This is a genomic window from Shimia sp. R9_1, assembly GCF_017743775.1.
GTDB lineage: Bacteria > Pseudomonadota > Alphaproteobacteria > Rhodobacterales > Rhodobacteraceae > Shimia.
Genome location: NZ_JAGHRN010000001.1, coordinates 309,608 through 324,692, shown reverse-complemented (window position 1 = coordinate 324,692; position 15,085 = coordinate 309,608). Strand labels below are relative to the sequence as shown.

The window sequence follows — 15,085 nt, the reverse complement described above, 5'->3', positions numbered from 1 at the left end:
CCATGGGCAAGGCGATTATGATACAAGGCACCGGCTCCAACGTCGGCAAGTCGATGCTGGTGGCGGGGTTGTGCCGGGCGGCGGCGCGGCGGGGGCTGTCTGTGGCACCGTTCAAGCCGCAGAATATGTCCAATAACGCGGCGGTGACCTCGGACGGGGGCGAGATCGGGCGGGCGCAGGCGTTGCAGGCTCTGGCCTGTGGCAAGGCGCTGACCGTGGATATGAATCCGGTGCTGTTGAAGCCGGAAACCGATGTCGGCTCGCAGGTGGTGGTGCAGGGCAAGCGGCTGACCACGGTGAAGGCGCGTGAATATGCCAAGCTTAAGCCGCAACTGCTTGAGGCGGTGCTTGAGAGCTTTAACCGTTTGAAATCGCAAAGTGATCTGCTGATTGTTGAGGGCGCGGGCAGCCCTGCGGAGGTCAATCTGCGGGCGGGAGACATCGCCAACATGGGCTTTGCGCAGGCCGCAGAGGTGCCTGTGGTGCTGGCCGGAGACATCGACCGGGGCGGCGTGATTGCGCAGGTTGTCGGGACGCAGGCGGTGATTTCCGAAGAGGACGCAGCGCTGGTTGTGGGCTTCTTGATTAACAAATTTCGCGGTGATCCGAGCTTATTTGATGATGGGTATGATCTGATAAAGGCAACGACCGGTTGGGACGGCTTTGGGGTGTTGCCCTATTTCGGGGAGGCGTGGAAATTGCCCGCCGAGGATGCGCTGGACATCAAGAATGCTGAGCGCGACGGCGGCTTGAACGTGGTCTGTCTGGGGTTGTCGCGGATTGCGAATTTTGACGATTTGGACCCGCTGGCGCAGGAGCCGGGCGTGTCGCTGACCATACTGCGGGCGGGGGAGCCGATTCCTGGCGATGCGGATGTGGTGATCATTCCGGGCAGCAAATCCACCCGGGGTGATCTGGCGTTTCTGCGCGAGCAGGGCTGGGATGTGGATCTGACGGCGCATGTGCGGCGCGGTGGCCATGTTCTTGGGATTTGTGGTGGATATCAGATGCTTGGCGTGGTTGTGAAGGACCCTGAGGGCATCGAAGGCCCGGCTGGAGAAACCGAAGGGCTTGGGCTTTTGGACGTCGCAACGGTGATGACACCGGACAAACGTCTGACGGAAACCGAAGCCGTGCATGTGGCCTCCGGCGAGGCGTTCCGGGGCTATGAAATCCACATTGGACGCACCGATGGGCCGGATCGGGCGCGGGCGTTTGCGCAGGTAGACGGGCGCGATGAAGGGGCGGTGTCTGCGGGTGGGCAGGTGTCGGGGAGCTATCTGCACGGCATGTTCCGCGATGATGGGTTCCGCCGGGCCTGGCTGACGGCGCTGGGCGCGCAGGTGGGCAATGAGGGCTATGACGTCACCGTGCAGGCGGTGCTGGATCGACTGGCAGATCACGTTGAAGCGCATCTGAATGTGGATGGCATCTTGGCGGCCGCGCGCTAGAAACTTCGATGCCTCCGGCGGGAGTATTTTTAGCAGAATGAAGGGCTTAGATCCGGCTGCGGCGCAGGTCGCGGACGGATTTGCCGTGGGCGTTTTTGAAGGCGCGGGCGAAGCTGGTGGGGCTGTTGAAACCTGTTGCGAGGGCGATGTCGCGCACCGGCAAGCGAGTGTCTGTGGCGAGGCGCAGGGCTTCTTCGAGGCGCAGATGCAGATATGTGGCCTGTGGGGAGCTGTTCAGATGCGCGGCAAAGCGCATCTCCAGCGTGCGGGTGGAGGTGCCGATGATCGAGGCAATGGCGGGGATGGAGAGCGGCGTGTCAAGCGCGCGGGCCATGACATCCAGCGCGCGGCCAACCTGCGGGTGCTGGCGCATCTGGCGCGGGGTTGAGGTGGGGCTTTGTGCCTGAGAAGGCATTGGGTCATAGAGAAAAGCACTGCCGACGCGGCGCGCGAGATCGGGGCTGAAACGGCTGGCAATCAGGTGCAGCATCATGTCGATGCAGGGGCTTGCGCCGCCCGAGGTGGCAATGCGTCCTGACAGGCAAAACCGGTCCTGAAGTGTTTTAACCTGCGGGAATTGTTGAGAGAATTTTTCGAGATCTTCCCAGTGGGTGGTGGCCTCATGACCATCCAAAAGCCCTGCGCGCGCGAGTAGCCATGGGCCGCCGTCGATGGCGGCGAGCGATGCGCCCGCATTGTAAATACGACGCAGCGAGGCGCGCAGGCGCGGGGTGGATTGTTCCTCCAGACGAAAGCCCGCCACCACAAACAAAAGATCACATTTGTCCAACTCAGACAGCGCGGGGCCGGTGATTTCAAGACCGCTGGTGAGGGCAGCAGGCGTGCCCTCTGCGGTGAAAAACTGCCATTTGAAGAGCGTTTTTCCGGCGCGGCGGTTGGCGGCGCGCATGGGGTCTACGGTGGCGGCAAAGCTCAGCGTGTTGCACTCATCCAGCACCAGAATGGCGGTGTTGAGCGGCGCGGGGTTGGGGTGAAAAACGCCAATTTTTGCGGATTCAGTCATATAATTTTCGTAAAGTGAAAAGTGTTGCGCCGCAAGAGCAGTACGGTTGGGCAAGGAGCAAGAAAGGAATCGCCATGCCGCTGCAAATGAATCGTGAGGTTTTTATCACTTGTGCCGTGACCGGATCGGGTGGGACGCAGGATCGCAGCCCGCATGTGCCGCGCAGCCCGAAGCAGATTGCCGACAGCGCGATTGCGGCGGCCAAGGCGGGCGCGGCGGTGGTGCATTGCCATGTGCGTGATCCGGAAACCGGCGTGCCAAGCCGTGATCTGGGGCTCTATCGCGAGGTGACGGACCGCGTTCGCGACAGCGAGGTGGATATGGTGTTGAACCTGACCGCAGGCATGGGCGGCGATATTGTGTTTGGCGGTGTGGAAACGCCACTGCCCACCGTGGCGGGCACCGATATGGTGGGGGCCACCGAGCGGGTGGCGCATGTGGCGGAATGTCTGCCGGAGATCTGCACATTGGATTGCGGCACGATGAACTTTGCCGAGGCCGATTATGTGATGACCAACACGCCGGGCATGCTGACGGCGATGGGAAAAATGATGACAGATCTGGGGGTTAAGCCCGAGATTGAAGCCTTTGACACTGGGCATCTGTGGTATGCCAAACAGCTTGTGAAAGATGGCGTGCTGGAGCCCAATGCGCTTGTGCAGCTCTGCATGGGGGTGCCGTGGGGCGCGCCGGATGACCTCAACACCTTTATGGCGATGGTCAACAATGTGCCGGATGAGTGGACGTTTAGCGCGTTTTCTCTGGGGCGCAATCAGATGGCCTATGTCGCGGCTGCGGTGCTGGCAGGCGGCAATGTGCGCGTGGGGCTGGAGGACAACCTGTGGCTCGACAAAGGGGTGCTGGCGGAAAACTGGCAGCTTGTGGAGCGCGCGGGCACGATCATTGAGAACATGGGCGCGCGGGTGATTGGCCCCGCGGAAGTGCGCGAAAAGCTTGGCTTGGTGAAACGCGCGCCGAAGGGCTGAGGCCTTGCGGGAGGGCGGCGCAACAGCTGCGCGCGGCGGGGTAAGCTTTGCAGGTTTTTGGGCCCACCGCGCGCTGTTTGGCCAAAAACACAACACGTCGGTATCGCGTCGGTATCCCTACGGTATTGCGTCGGCGCCAAAAACGGCCCCTGAGTCGGCGGTGCAATGGTTAAGAAAGGCTGTTGCGCGGCCTTTTTTGCGCGCGGCAGAGCGACGGGTTTCAGGCGGGTTTGATCCGGCACAGGAAGCAGTTGTTGGAGGCGCTGCGCACATCGACAAAAGCGATGTCTTCGCGCGCAAGCAACGTGGCGGCATAGGTGCTGATCTCTGCCGTCGGGGTGACTTGGCCGGTGCCGTAGACAATGCGCTCCTCCGCGCTGTAGCCGCGCACAATATAGGTGGGCGCGCTCAGGATCGCCGGAAGGTCGACGCTTGGCGGCGTGCCTGCGCAGCTCTCACAGAGATAGATTGGGCCGGTTTCGGTGAAGGCATTCTGCCCTTCAAAGGGGCGGTGCGCCAGCGTGAGGAACGGCTGCCCAGCGGCGGTTTCTGTCAGACAGGCGCGGCAGGGAAAACCGGGGCCGTCACAAATCGCACGCTCCACGGGGTTGCCGTAGGCGTCGATGCCGCTCGCGCGAATTGCGGACACCTCGGCGGCGGGCAGCGGATGAAAATGAACAGACATAGGCTGTCTCCTTTTTTGAGGGAGACTAAAGCGCGCACAGAGGTGCAGCGACCCGTATCATGCGGAAAGGACAGGGGATGGAATTGAAGGTGGGAGCGGCTTTGGCAATCTTGCTGACCTGCGCGGGGTGCGGTGCCAAAGAGGGGCAGCCTCTCCAATCCGAAATCGACAGAGAGATTGAAGGCGCACATGCGGTGGCGGTTGTGTGTGAAAACATCGCTGCGGATTTTCGAGCGGGAGAAGCTTCCAAGAATGAGCTTTGCAGTGGTTACGACGAAAACGGTTGGCCGATCTGAGACCTCCAGATGGCGGGGCTTGGAAAAGAAGGATGGATAGAATGACAAAGACAGCAGCGATTATTGGCGGCGGGGTGATTGGCGGCGGATGGGCGGCGCGGTTTCTGCTCAATGGCTGGGACGTGCGGGTGTTTGACCCGGACCCGGAGGCGGAGCGCAAGATTGGCGAGGTGATTGCCAATGCGCGCGTGAGCCTGCCGGGGCTGAGCGACACGGCGTTGCCAGATGAAGGCGTGCTGAGTTTTCATGAAGCCATGTCAGAGACTGTGAAAGGCGCCGTTTGGATTCAGGAGAGCGTGCCGGAGCGGCTGGAGCTGAAGCGGAAGGTCTATCAGACGCTGCAGGAGCATTGCGACGAGGATGCCATCATTGGCAGTTCCACCAGTGGCTTTAAACCGAGCGAATTGCAGGGCTGCGCGACGCGGCCTGCGCAGATTGTGGTGACCCATCCGTTTAACCCGGTCTATCTGATGCCGCTGGTTGAAGTGGTGCCCACCGAGAAGAACCCGCCAGAGATGGTGGCGCGGGTCAAAGAGATCCTGACCGGGGTGGGGATGTTCCCGCTGCATGTGCGCAAGGAGATTGATGCCCATATTGCGGACCGTTTTCTGGAGGCGGTGTGGCGTGAGGCGCTTTGGCTGGTGAAAGACGGGATTGCCACCACCGAAGAGATTGATGAGGCGATCCGCATGGGCTTTGGCATTCGCTGGGCGCAGATGGGGCTGTTTGACACCTATCGCGTGGCGGGTGGCGAGGCCGGGATGAAGCATTTCATGGCGCAGTTTGGCCCTGCGCTGGAATGGCCCTGGACCAAGCTGATGGATGTGCCGGAGTTCACCGAGGAGCTGGTGGATCTGATTGCGGGGCAGTCTGACGCACAATCCGGCCATATGAGCATTCGCGAGATGGAGCGCATTCGTGACAACAATCTGGTGGCGATGATGCGGGCCTTGAAGGCGCAGGATTTTGCCTCCGGTGCGGTGCTGAACCAGCATGACGCCAAGCTCTCTGCCGAGGCGGGCATGGTGCGCAAAGCCAGCGAGATTGTAGACCCAAGCCAGCCGTTTGTAACGGTGCGCCGGGCGGTGCCGATCGACTGGCTGGATTACAACGGGCATATGACCGAGAGCCGCTATCTGCATGCTTTTGCCGATGCGACTGACCGGTTGATGGAGATCATTGGCTGTGATCAGGCCTATATCGCCACGGGCGGGAGCTTTTTCACCGCCGAGACTCATATCCGGCACATTGACGAGACCCATCTGGGCAGCGTGATCGAGGTGCGTACCCGCGTGCTGATGGGCGAAGGCAAGAAGATGCACGTTTGGCATGAGATGTATGCGGGTGAGAGACTTCTGGCGACGGGGGAGCATATCCTGATCCATGTGAGCCTTGAGACCCGGCGGCCAGCGCCGTTTAGCGAAGAGATCGCCGCCAATCTGAAGATGATCTGTGACGCGCAGGCGGATCTGCCTGCTCCAGAAGGCGCCGGGCGCTATGTGGGGCAGCCGCGATGAGCAGGCGGGTTCTGATCACGGCGGGCGGCTCTGGCATTGGGCGCGCCATGGCGGAGGATTTTGCGCGCGACGGTTGGCAGGTCTGGGTGGCGGATCTGGATGGTGCGGCTTTGGCTGATGTGCCTGAGAGCTGGCGCAGCACGCAGCTTGATGTGACCGATGAGGCCGGTGTGGCAGCGCTCTTTGCTGAAGTGCAGGCCGCGTGGGGCGGGCTCGATGCGCTCTGCGCAAATGCCGGAGTTGCCGGGCCGACTGCGGCTGTGGAAGATATAAAACTGCAGGACTGGCAGGCCTGCGTGGCGGTCAATCTGGAAGGCGCGTTTCTGGCGGCGAAATACGCCGCGCCGATGATGAAGGCGGCGGGGCAGGGCGCGATTGTGGTGACGAGCTCTACGGCGGGGCAATACGGCTATCCGTATCGCGCGCCTTATGCGGCCGCCAAATGGGCGGTGATCGGGCTGACCAAAACGCTCGCGATGGAGCTGGGCGGCTATGGCGTGCGGGCCAATGTGATCTGCCCCGGCGCGGTGGAGGGGCCGCGCATGGAGGGGGTGCTGGCGCGGGAGGCGGCGGCCAAGGGCATGAGCCGCGATGCCGTTTATGAGGGCTATGCCAGTGGCACGGCGTTGGGGGCCTTTGTGGAAGCGGGCGATGTGGCGGATATGGCGGTGTTTCTTTGTTCAGAGAAATCGCGGATGATCAGCGGGCAGGTGATCGCCGTGGACGGGTTTACCGTGAATCCGGATCCGAAGGTTTAGGGGCTTTGCCCCTGCCACCGCAAGCGGTGGCGACCCCAGGATATTTTCCGAATGAGAAGCCTGGGCGGGTTACAGACTGGCCTTGAGGCTTTCCAGATGGGCGGGGATGTCGCGGGCGCTGATGTCGGCCTGACGCACCAGATTGTCAAAATGCTCGGTGAAGGAGGTCACGCGCTCTGTGTCGCGAAAGGCGAGGTAGTTGCGGCCCAAATAGAGCACGGCGAGCAGGGGGCCGAAGACGGTGATCGGGCTGGAGTAGAGGCGGCGGGCGTCAAAGAGGTAGAGGCGCAGGCGCGGGTAGAGCTGTTCTGTGAGGGTTGCGAAATGGGCGAGCTGCCGAGCGCGGATGTCGGCGGGCAGGCCGCGATAATAGCCCTCGCCACGGGCAAAGGATTCCATATCGTGGCGCGGCAGGGCGATTTCATAATCCGATTGTGAGGCGCGCATCAGATCCAGCCGGTCGCGGGAGGCATTTATGGCCTGTTCAGCGGTGCGGCCCAGATGGGGCGAGTATTCCCAGTTCAGCATCTCATCGGTTTTGAGCATGTCAGGCAGCGCCGCGGGGACGTGGCGGATCTTGTAGCCTGCGGCTTCTTGGTGCCAGGCGAAGATCTGTTCATCCACCAGCGCGCGGGGGGCCTTGGTGACGGTGAGGGCGTTGGCGAGAATATCGGCGGTGTTTTCCGGACGGTCGGTGAGCGAGAGCAGCCAGTCGGCGGAGACCCCAAGCGCCGCCGCGCATTCGCCTATAACCTGCGCATTGGGCAGCCGCGCGCCCTCGTCTTTGAGGAGCTGGCTGATGGTGGAGCGGTCCACGCCAATGCTGCGCGCGAGCGCGGCCTGAGACATGGCGCTGGTCTGCATGGCTGCGGCGAGGCGCTGGCGGAAGCGGTCGGCGCGGAGCCGTTTGTCGATATTTTCGGTCATATGGTGATTAATATCACCTATGACGATTTTTGTTAATCATATTCGGAATTCTGAAACACCCCGCGGCGCGATAGCTCTGGTTGTGCTCACAAAACCGTGAGCGGAACGATGACGAAGAAAAGGCGCGGCGATGGAAACTCCCAAACGCTCGATTGTGAAAGCGGTGATCTGGAACGTGATTGGGCTGATGTCCATGGCCATGGTGGGGCTTTGGGCGACGGGCTCTTTGGCGATGGGCGGCAAGATGGCGGCGATCAACACCGCCATCGGCTTGAGCTGTTATGTGATCTATGAGCGGGTCTGGGCGCGGGTGTCCTGGGGGCGCGTTCGTGGATAGGGCGCAGCCCAAGAAAGCGCAGGTGCGGGTGGAATGGCCCACCCTTGGATTGCTTTCTTTGTGTTATGCGCTGTTTGCGCTGGGCACGGTCTGGGGCGCGGCGCTGTGGCTGCCTTTGGGCATGGGGCTGACGGTTGTGGCGATGGCGCTGCACAGTTCGCTCAGCCATGAGGTTCTGCACGGACATCCGTTTGAAAACAAAGTGTTGAATGCCGTTTTAGTGTTTCCCGCGCTGGGGCTGTTTGTGCCGTATCTGCGGTTTCGCGACACCCATCTGGCGCATCATTTGGACAGCCGTCTGACCGATCCATATGACGATCCGGAGAGCAATTACCTCTATCAAGAGGACTGGGCGGCGCTGCCCAAATGGCGTCAGCGGGTGCTGAATTGGAATAATACGCTCGCCGGGAGGCTGTTGGTTGGACCGCTGGTGGGGCAGATCTGTTTCATGGCTGCAGATTGGCGAGCGGTGCGCGCAGGGGACATGGCGGTGTTGCGCGGCTGGCTGTGGCATGGGCCTGCGGTGGCAGTTGTGCTCTGGTGGTTGGCGGCTGTTGGGCAGATGCAGGGGTGGGCGTTTGGGTGCTGTGCCTATGGGGCAATGGCGATTTTGAAGATCCGCACCTTTCTGGAGCATCAGGCGCATGAGCGCGCGCGGGGCCGCACGGTGATCATTGAGGATCGCGGGCCTTTGTCCTGGGTCTTTCTCAACAACAATCTGCATGTGGTGCATCATATGCATCCCAAAGTGGCCTGGTATCAGCTGCCCAAACTGTTTCGCAGCCATCGGGCGCGTTATCTGTCGCGCAACGACGGTTATTATTTTGCCTCCTACAGCGAGGTGTTCCGGCGCTATTTCTGGCAGAGCAAAGACCCGGTGGCGCATCCGCTGTGGCGCAAAGGCGGGTGAGACCTGCCGCGGGTGGCTATTCCACAGTGACAACAGCGTCTTAGGTGTGCATCAAGAGCGTCATGGAACTTTGGATCATTGCCTCCGTCGCCGCAGCCGCCTTTCAGACCGTGCGCTTTATGCTGCAAAAACACCTCGCGCAGGTGAAGCTCTCTGCCGCTGGGGCCACATTTGCGCGGTTTGTGTATTCCGCGCCGATTGCCGCGACCATTCTGCTGACGCTTGTCGCCTTGGGGCAGGTGAAGCTGCCTGCGTTGTCCTGGGCCTTCTGGGGATATGGCATTGTGGGCGGCGCGGCGCAGATCACCGCGACCGTGTGTACGGTGATGTTGTTTGGGCGGCGCAATTTTGCGGTGGGCATGGCTTTCATTAAAACCGAGGTGCTGCTGACGGTGCTGATTGGCATTCTGGTGCTGGGCGAGGCGGTCTCTGCTCTTGGGATGGCGGCGATCTTCATCGGTTTGGCCGGGGTTTTGGTGCTGTCGGGGCCGATTGAGGCCAACCAACAGGGCTGGCGGCGGTTTCTTAGCCCCTCGGCGGCGCTGGGCCTTTTGGCCGGAGCGCTCTTTGGCGTGTCGGCGGTCTGTTACCGCGGAGCCTCTTTGCAGGTGGCGCTGGATGCGCCGATGCAGCGGGCGCTGGTGACTTTGGCGGCGGTGACGGCGATGCAGATGGCAGGCATGTGGGTCTGGCTGAAGCTGCGCGAGCCCGGCGAGGTGGCCAAGGTGCTGGGCGCCTGGCGCAGTGCGGGCTTCATCGGGCTGACCAGCATGGGCGGAACCTTCTGCTGGTTCACGGCCTTCACGCTGCAAAACGCGGCCTATGTGAAAACCGTTGGGCAGATCGAGCTGGTGTTTGGCATTCTGGGCACGGTGCTGATCTTCCGTGAGACGATCAGCCGGCGGGAATACCTTGGTATGGCGCTTTTGGCGGCGTCGATTGTGGGGCTGATCCTGCTGGCCTAGGCTCAGCGATCTTGTTCGTGGCCGTAGATCCTGAGAAAGAGGCTGGATTCATCGTTGTTTTTGAAGAAGGGCACGGCGGCGGGTGGGTTGCGGTCGGTCACGCGTGCCTCGATTTCGGCGAGCACAACCTCGGTGATGAAGGGCAGGTCAAAGGCGCGCACGTCTTTGAGCGGGATCCATTGGAGGTGGGACAGCTCTTCGCAGGCGGCAGAGAAATCATCCAGATCGGTAGCGATTTCATCGGCGTCCAGAAGGAAGAAGCGCGCATCAAAGCGGCGCGGGCGACCTGGAGGCGTGATGGCGCGGAAGACAAATTGCAGCGCTTCGGCGGTGGGGACATGACCGGTTGCGGCAAAGCTTTCCCAATCCGGCGCTGGCGGCTCTGACCAGCTGCCTTTCTGCCCGAGGATCAGCCCGGTTTCTTCCCACAGCTCGCGAATGGCGGCCACGCAGAGCGCATGAGACAGATCGTGCGCGCTGTCTTCGCGCAGACGGTCAGCGCAGAAATCAGGTATCTGCGTGGCAAGGGCGATGTCCGCATCACCCGCGTCCACCGCGCCGCCGGGAAAGACCACCTTGTTGGGCATGAAGGCCGCTTTGGCGCCGCGCTGACCCATGAGAATGCGGGGATCGGTGTCCCGATCCCGCAGAACGATGACCGTTGCGGCGTCTCGAATGGCGGTTTTGTCGATCGTCATGCCCGTATGCTCCCCTCAGCTTGAGGGGTCTTGGGACGGATCACTAAAACCCGTGCATGCGGCGCGCCCATTGAAACGCGACCACGCCCCCCTTCAGTCGAGGAAGAAGGTAGAGCGAGAGCGCGACGCAGCCAACCGCAAAAATTGTAAAGAGGATAAGAGGTTCTGGTCGCCAGTGCACAAAGGCCACGTGCAGGAGCGGGGCCATGAGGTGGCCGACGATCAGAATGGTCAGATAGGCGGGGCCATCATCTGCGCGGTGGTGATGCAGCTCTTGTTTGCAGACCGGGCAATGGTCGCGCACCTTCAGATAGCCCTTCAGCATAGGGCCATTGCCACAATTTGGGCATTTGCGGCGCCAGCCGCGCATCAGGGCAGGTTTCAAAGGTCTGTCTTCCAATGCTGCCGTTGTCTCGCTCATCACATGTCCTCGCGTTCGATCCGGTCAAAATGATGTAGCGGGCGAGCAGATTAAAGAGGTCAAAATGCCTTGCGGCGGGATGTCGCAAAGGAAGGGCTTGCCGGCGGTACTTGCGAGGGCTGGGAAAGGCCAAAGAAGGGCGCGCGCAAAAAAATCGAAAAAGTTGCGACGGAATGGTGGGGGCGGCGCGTTCTATCTGCACCAAACAGGCAATGAGCCACATTGGACGATGCCTAAAGAGGAGAGATCGAGATGCAAAGCAAACTGATGATCGGCGCGGTTGTGATCGTAGCACTGGGTGTGACGGCGGTTGGGGCCTCTGCCAAAGAGGGCGGCAAGGAGCGCAATCATCGCGGCTATCACATGCCCGCTTTTGAAATGCTGGACACCGATGGCGACGGTGTGGTGACCCGCGCGGAGCTTGAGGCACAGGCGCAGGCGCGTTTTGACGGGGTGGATGCCAATGATGATGATCTGATCTCCCGCGATGAGATGCGGGCCCATGCGGAGGCGTCGGGCAATGCGCGCATGGCCAAAGGTGTGGACCGTATGTTTGATCGGCTGGATGCCAATGAGGACGGTCAGCTCTCTGCAGAAGAGATGAAACCGAAAGGCGACCGGATCGGCAAGATGCTGGAGCGGCTGGACAGCGACGCGGATGGCCAGATCAGCAAGGCGGAATATGACGCCATGAAGGAAAAGCACGCAAACAAGCGCGCAGAGCGTAAGGCCAAGATGTTCAAGGCACTTGATACCGACGGTGACGGCAGCATCAGTCAGGAAGAATGGGACGCGGCCAAGGAAGCGCGCGGCACAGTCAAACAGGGTGAGGCAGCGACGCAGAACAACTGATCCGGCCGAGCTGACCGGGGCGGTGGGAGATGTCCCCTCTGACCGTCCCGTCCTGAGCCTGCTGCGCATCGCTTATCCGGCCTTATCACCGGAGCGATTGCGCAGCATCGGCGCAGCGGGTAGCCCTTGAGACGATGACGATGCCTTACGATCAACAGGACGAGATGCCCGATGACGCTTTGTTGGTGTTATATGCCAACGGAGACGGTGCTGCGGCGCGCAGCCTGACGCTGCGGCTGACGCCGCGGGCGTTTGCGCAGGCGTTTCGCATGCTGGGGGATCGGGCCGAGGCCGAAGATGTGGCGCAGGAGGCGATGATCCGCCTGTTCAAACAAGCGCCGGATTGGCGCCAGGGCGAGGCCAAAGTGACCACATGGCTGTATCGTGTGGTGGCCAACCTCTGCACCGACCGGCTGCGCAAGACGCGGGGCGTGGCGCTGGACGCTGTGCCGGAGCCGGAAGATGACGCCAAATCGGCGGCGCAGCAGATGCAGGATCAGGCGCGCAATGATGCTTTGCAAGCCGCGCTCAACAGCCTGCCGGAGCGGCAGCGTCTGGCGGTGGTGTTGCGTCACATAGAAGGGTTGGGCAATCCTGAGATTGCCGAGATCATGGAGATCAGCGTAGAGGCGGTGGAAAGCCTGACCTCGCGCGGAAAACGGGCGCTGGCAAAGGCACTGGCCGGTCAGCGCGAAGCACTGGGGTATACAGATGGCTGATAAGTTTGATGACAAGATGTTTGACGACGACATGCTTGAGGATCTGTTTGCCTCTGCCAAGAGCGATGTGCGGGCAGAGCCGTCGCCCGACCTGATGGTGCGGGTGCTGGAGAGTGCCCAGACGCTTCAGGCAGAACAGCAGGCGGCACAACAAGCCGCACAGGTTGCTTCCCAAAGCCCAAGCCGCGAAGAGGGCGGCTGGTGGCGGGCGCTGTTGCAGGCGCTGGGCGGATGGCCTTCGCTCAGCGGGGTGGCTGTGGCAGGGCTGGCCGGGGTGTGGATTGGTGTTTCTTCAGGCACGGCCCTGATGCAGAACACTTTGGGCCTCGATCTCTATGGGGAAGTTGCGCAAACTTACCTTTCTGATCTGGATGTGAGCTACGCCCTGACCCTGGGCGTGGAGGAAGAATGATGACACAAGACACTGGTGCAAATGGCGCAACCGATGGGCAGCCGCCAAAGGGCAAAAAGCGCCGCGCGCTGCGGGTGCTGTTGATCGGGTCGGTGACCCTCAATGTGCTGATCATCGGGTTGGTCGGCGGCGCGATCTTCAGTTTCAAGCGTCACGACGGCCCCCCGGTGGCCGGGGACCGGTTCACCGCGCCCTTTGTGCGGGCGATGAGCTTTGAGGACAAACGCGCCGTGGGGCGGGAGATCCGCCGCAGCTACCGCTCCGCCTCAGTGGATCGGCAAGCTGATCAGGCGCGCTATCTTGAGGCGCTGAGCTTGTTGCGGCAGAGCCCGTTTGACGGCGAAGCGCTGAAGGCCACCGTGGTGGCGCTGGATGAGGCGGGGGTGAACCGGCGGACACTGGCGCGGGAGAGCTTTCTGAAGCGGATCAGCGATATGAGCGATGCGGAGCGCGCCGCGTATGCCGATCGTCTGGAAGAAGAGCTGAAACATGGCCGCAAAGGCAAACACGGCGATGGCCACAAGGACGGCAAGCACAAAAACTGACCTTGTGGGGCAGGCGGCTCAGGTCTGAGAAAGGCGAGCTGGCCTGTCTGAAAAGAAGGTGCCCGAGGGCAGAGAGGCGCTTTGTTTTTGAAGCGCTTTTTTGTTGGCGTAGGCGGCTGTGTCAGGCTGCGGAGCAGGACAGGGTGACCTTGTCCCGTCCTTCGGCTTTCGCGCCGTAAAGCGCCTGATCCGCGCGATCCAGCAGAGCAGAGGCAATGCCGTCATGGGCGGCAAGGCGCAGGTGTTGTGTGGATTTGCAATCCGGTGATTTGGCCTTGATCAGGTCGCTGCCCATGGCCACACCAATGCTGACGGTCACGGGGATCTGAATGTCGCGGCCGCGCAGGTAGACAGGTTCGCTGCGCACCACATCACACAGGCGCTGAGCGACCTGCTCGGCGGCGGTCACATCCTCAACCGGCACCACAATCATGAACTCTTCGCCCCCCATGCGCGCAATCAGATCCGCCTGTGACAGGCAGCGGCGCATCCGGCGGGCGATCTCGGCCAGAACGATGTCGCCAGCGGCGTGGCCATAACGGTCGTTGACCTCTTTGAAGTGGTCCAAATCGGCCAGCATCACGGCAAAATCGCCGCGCTGACTGTGGGCGCGCTGCGCCAGTTTGGTGAGATGGGGCATCGCATAGCGGCGGTTGAACAGGCCGGTCAGCGGATCGGTGACAGCGGCGGTGAGGCCATCCTCAACGCGTTTGCGCAGCCGGTCGGTCAGGCGCTTGCGGGCAATCATCGCATCGAGCCGCAGGGCGGCCTCTTCGGCATCAAAGCCGTCGATCAGCACATCATTGGCGCCCAGATCAAGCGCGTTGATGCGGGCGGTGTCATCTTCGGCGTCCAGCACCACAAGCACAGCGGCCTGACGGGTGGTGGCGCGGGCGCGCACCTCTGCCAGAAGGCGCAGGGACTCATCAGGCGTTGCGGTGCGCAGGGAGATCACGATGGCGTCCGGCGCGGCAAACTGTGACATGTCCTGCGCGATCTGGGAGATCTGTTGCTGACGCAGGCCGTAGGGCACGCAGGCTTGCAGTTGCGCATTCCACAGCAGCCCTTCGGCGGCGTTCCAGGAGGCGATCAGCACCTGCGCCGGACCTTCAAAGCCTGACACCTGCTCTGCAAGGCCGGGGATCTGGCCCGCCTGTTCGCGCAGGCGCAACTCTTCATAAGAGCTGCGGGCGCGGATGATGCTGCGGATGCGCGCCAGAAGCGCATCGGTGCTGACGGACATGTCAAAGGCGTCGTCGGCACCGGCGTGCAGGGCGTCGATACGGTCCATGCGGGTGCCTTCGGTGTTGGCGATCAACACGGGCAGATGGGCAAAAGCCGGGTTCTCTTTAACGAGTTTGCAAAGTTTCAGCGCGCTCATGTCCACGAGGTCACCGCCCAGAACCAGCAGGTCCGGTGTTTCTGCGTGGAGCAGATCCAAAGCTTCCCCTGCGCTGGCGGCCTGCTCAACACGAGCAAAAACACCAGTCAGTTTGACTTTTAACAAGATGCGGTTCGCCGAGATACTGTCGACGATCAAGACATGAGCTGCCATAAGAAAACCTGAAAACTGTGAAAAACG

General features: G+C 61.7%; 18 protein-coding genes. 12 read left to right on the top strand and 6 right to left on the bottom strand.

Annotated elements, in window-relative coordinates; translation table 11 throughout:
• Window positions 1-2 precede the first annotated feature (2 nt).
• Window positions 3-1,451 carry a cobyric acid synthase gene (locus J7399_RS01605; RefSeq protein ID WP_209083756.1) on the top strand — a complete coding sequence of 483 codons (1,449 nt, stop codon included), beginning with the start codon at window positions 3-5 and terminating at the stop codon, window positions 1,449-1,451.
• 46 nt (window positions 1,452-1,497) lie between these two features.
• Here J7399_RS01605 and J7399_RS01600 read toward each other — a convergent pair whose 3' ends face one another.
• Window positions 1,498-2,475: a GlxA family transcriptional regulator gene (locus tag J7399_RS01600; RefSeq protein WP_209083755.1), complete on the bottom strand. Its 978-nt coding sequence runs from the start codon at window positions 2,473-2,475 to the stop codon at window positions 1,498-1,500.
• A 74-nt stretch (window positions 2,476-2,549) separates the two neighbouring features.
• Between J7399_RS01600 and J7399_RS01595 the strand changes: the two genes are divergently transcribed.
• Window positions 2,550-3,461 carry a 3-keto-5-aminohexanoate cleavage protein gene (locus J7399_RS01595; RefSeq protein WP_209083754.1) on the top strand — a complete coding sequence of 304 codons (912 nt, stop codon included), beginning with the start codon at window positions 2,550-2,552 and terminating at the stop codon, window positions 3,459-3,461.
• 220 nt (window positions 3,462-3,681) lie between these two features.
• Here J7399_RS01595 and J7399_RS01590 read toward each other — a convergent pair whose 3' ends face one another.
• Window positions 3,682-4,146, bottom strand: a complete 465-nt coding sequence (locus J7399_RS01590; protein ID WP_209083753.1) for a DUF1203 domain-containing protein — start codon at window positions 4,144-4,146, stop codon at window positions 3,682-3,684.
• 77 nt (window positions 4,147-4,223) lie between these two features.
• Between J7399_RS01590 and J7399_RS01585 the strand changes: the two genes are divergently transcribed.
• From J7399_RS01585 to J7399_RS01575, 3 genes are read left to right on the top strand one after another with little or no spacing between them, the layout of a single operon-like run.
• Window positions 4,224-4,442, top strand: coding sequence for a hypothetical protein (locus J7399_RS01585; RefSeq protein ID WP_209083752.1), 219 nt, complete (start codon window positions 4,224-4,226; stop codon window positions 4,440-4,442).
• 41 nt (window positions 4,443-4,483) lie between these two features.
• Complete coding sequence (locus J7399_RS01580) at window positions 4,484-5,959, top strand: carnitine 3-dehydrogenase (protein ID WP_209083751.1); 1,476 nt, start codon at window positions 4,484-4,486, stop codon at window positions 5,957-5,959.
• Entirely contained in the window at window positions 5,956-6,717 is a 762-nt protein-coding gene (locus J7399_RS01575; protein ID WP_209083750.1) for an SDR family NAD(P)-dependent oxidoreductase, read from the top strand. Before J7399_RS01580 ends, J7399_RS01575 begins: the two co-directional genes overlap by 4 nt.
• A gap of 69 nt (window positions 6,718-6,786) precedes the next feature.
• Here J7399_RS01575 and J7399_RS01570 read toward each other — a convergent pair whose 3' ends face one another.
• Window positions 6,787-7,644 (bottom strand): helix-turn-helix transcriptional regulator, encoded by an 858-nt coding sequence (locus tag J7399_RS01570; protein ID WP_209083749.1) that lies wholly within the window; start codon window positions 7,642-7,644, stop codon window positions 6,787-6,789.
• Window positions 7,645-7,774: 130 nt separating this feature from the next.
• Here J7399_RS01570 and J7399_RS01565 point away from each other — a divergent pair, with 130 nt between their 5' ends.
• The 3 genes from J7399_RS01565 (at window position 7,775) to J7399_RS01555 (ending at window position 9,856) form a co-directional block, all read left to right on the top strand.
• Window positions 7,775-7,981 (top strand): DUF2061 domain-containing protein, encoded by a 207-nt coding sequence (locus J7399_RS01565; RefSeq protein WP_209083748.1) that lies wholly within the window; start codon window positions 7,775-7,777, stop codon window positions 7,979-7,981.
• Entirely contained in the window at window positions 7,974-8,891 is a 918-nt protein-coding gene (locus J7399_RS01560) for a fatty acid desaturase (RefSeq protein WP_348539417.1), read from the top strand. The genes J7399_RS01565 and J7399_RS01560 overlap by 8 nt, the downstream gene beginning before the upstream one ends.
• Window positions 8,892-8,953: 62 nt before the next feature.
• Window positions 8,954-9,856, top strand: coding sequence for a DMT family transporter (locus J7399_RS01555; protein ID WP_209083744.1), 903 nt, complete (start codon window positions 8,954-8,956; stop codon window positions 9,854-9,856).
• 2 nt (window positions 9,857-9,858) lie between these two features.
• Here J7399_RS01555 and J7399_RS01550 read toward each other — a convergent pair whose 3' ends face one another.
• Both J7399_RS01550 and J7399_RS01545 read right to left on the bottom strand, forming a co-directional pair.
• Entirely contained in the window at window positions 9,859-10,554 is a 696-nt protein-coding gene (locus J7399_RS01550) for an NUDIX domain-containing protein (RefSeq protein WP_209083742.1), read from the bottom strand.
• Window positions 10,555-10,597: 43 nt separating this feature from the next.
• Complete coding sequence (locus tag J7399_RS01545; protein ID WP_209060847.1) at window positions 10,598-10,975, bottom strand: DUF983 domain-containing protein; 378 nt, start codon at window positions 10,973-10,975, stop codon at window positions 10,598-10,600.
• 252 nt (window positions 10,976-11,227) lie between these two features.
• On the opposite strand from J7399_RS01545, the gene J7399_RS01540 reads away from it, so the two are divergent.
• The 4 genes from J7399_RS01540 (at window position 11,228) to J7399_RS01525 (ending at window position 13,503) form a co-directional block, all read left to right on the top strand.
• Entirely contained in the window at window positions 11,228-11,827 is a 600-nt protein-coding gene (locus J7399_RS01540; RefSeq protein WP_209083740.1) for an EF-hand domain-containing protein, read from the top strand.
• Between the two features lie 134 nt (window positions 11,828-11,961).
• On the top strand, window positions 11,962-12,546 hold the full coding sequence (locus tag J7399_RS01535; protein WP_209083738.1) for an RNA polymerase sigma factor: 585 nt from the start codon (window positions 11,962-11,964) through the stop codon (window positions 12,544-12,546).
• Window positions 12,539-12,958: a hypothetical protein gene (locus J7399_RS01530; RefSeq protein ID WP_209083737.1), complete on the top strand. Its 420-nt coding sequence runs from the start codon at window positions 12,539-12,541 to the stop codon at window positions 12,956-12,958. The genes J7399_RS01535 and J7399_RS01530 overlap by 8 nt, the downstream gene beginning before the upstream one ends.
• Entirely contained in the window at window positions 12,955-13,503 is a 549-nt protein-coding gene (locus J7399_RS01525; RefSeq protein ID WP_209083735.1) for a periplasmic heavy metal sensor, read from the top strand. The genes J7399_RS01530 and J7399_RS01525 overlap by 4 nt, the downstream gene beginning before the upstream one ends.
• 121 nt (window positions 13,504-13,624) lie before the next feature.
• On the opposite strand, the gene J7399_RS01520 is transcribed toward J7399_RS01525, so the two are convergent.
• Window positions 13,625-15,058, bottom strand: coding sequence for a diguanylate cyclase (locus J7399_RS01520; RefSeq protein WP_209083733.1), 1,434 nt, complete (start codon window positions 15,056-15,058; stop codon window positions 13,625-13,627).
• Window positions 15,059-15,085 lie beyond the last annotated feature (27 nt).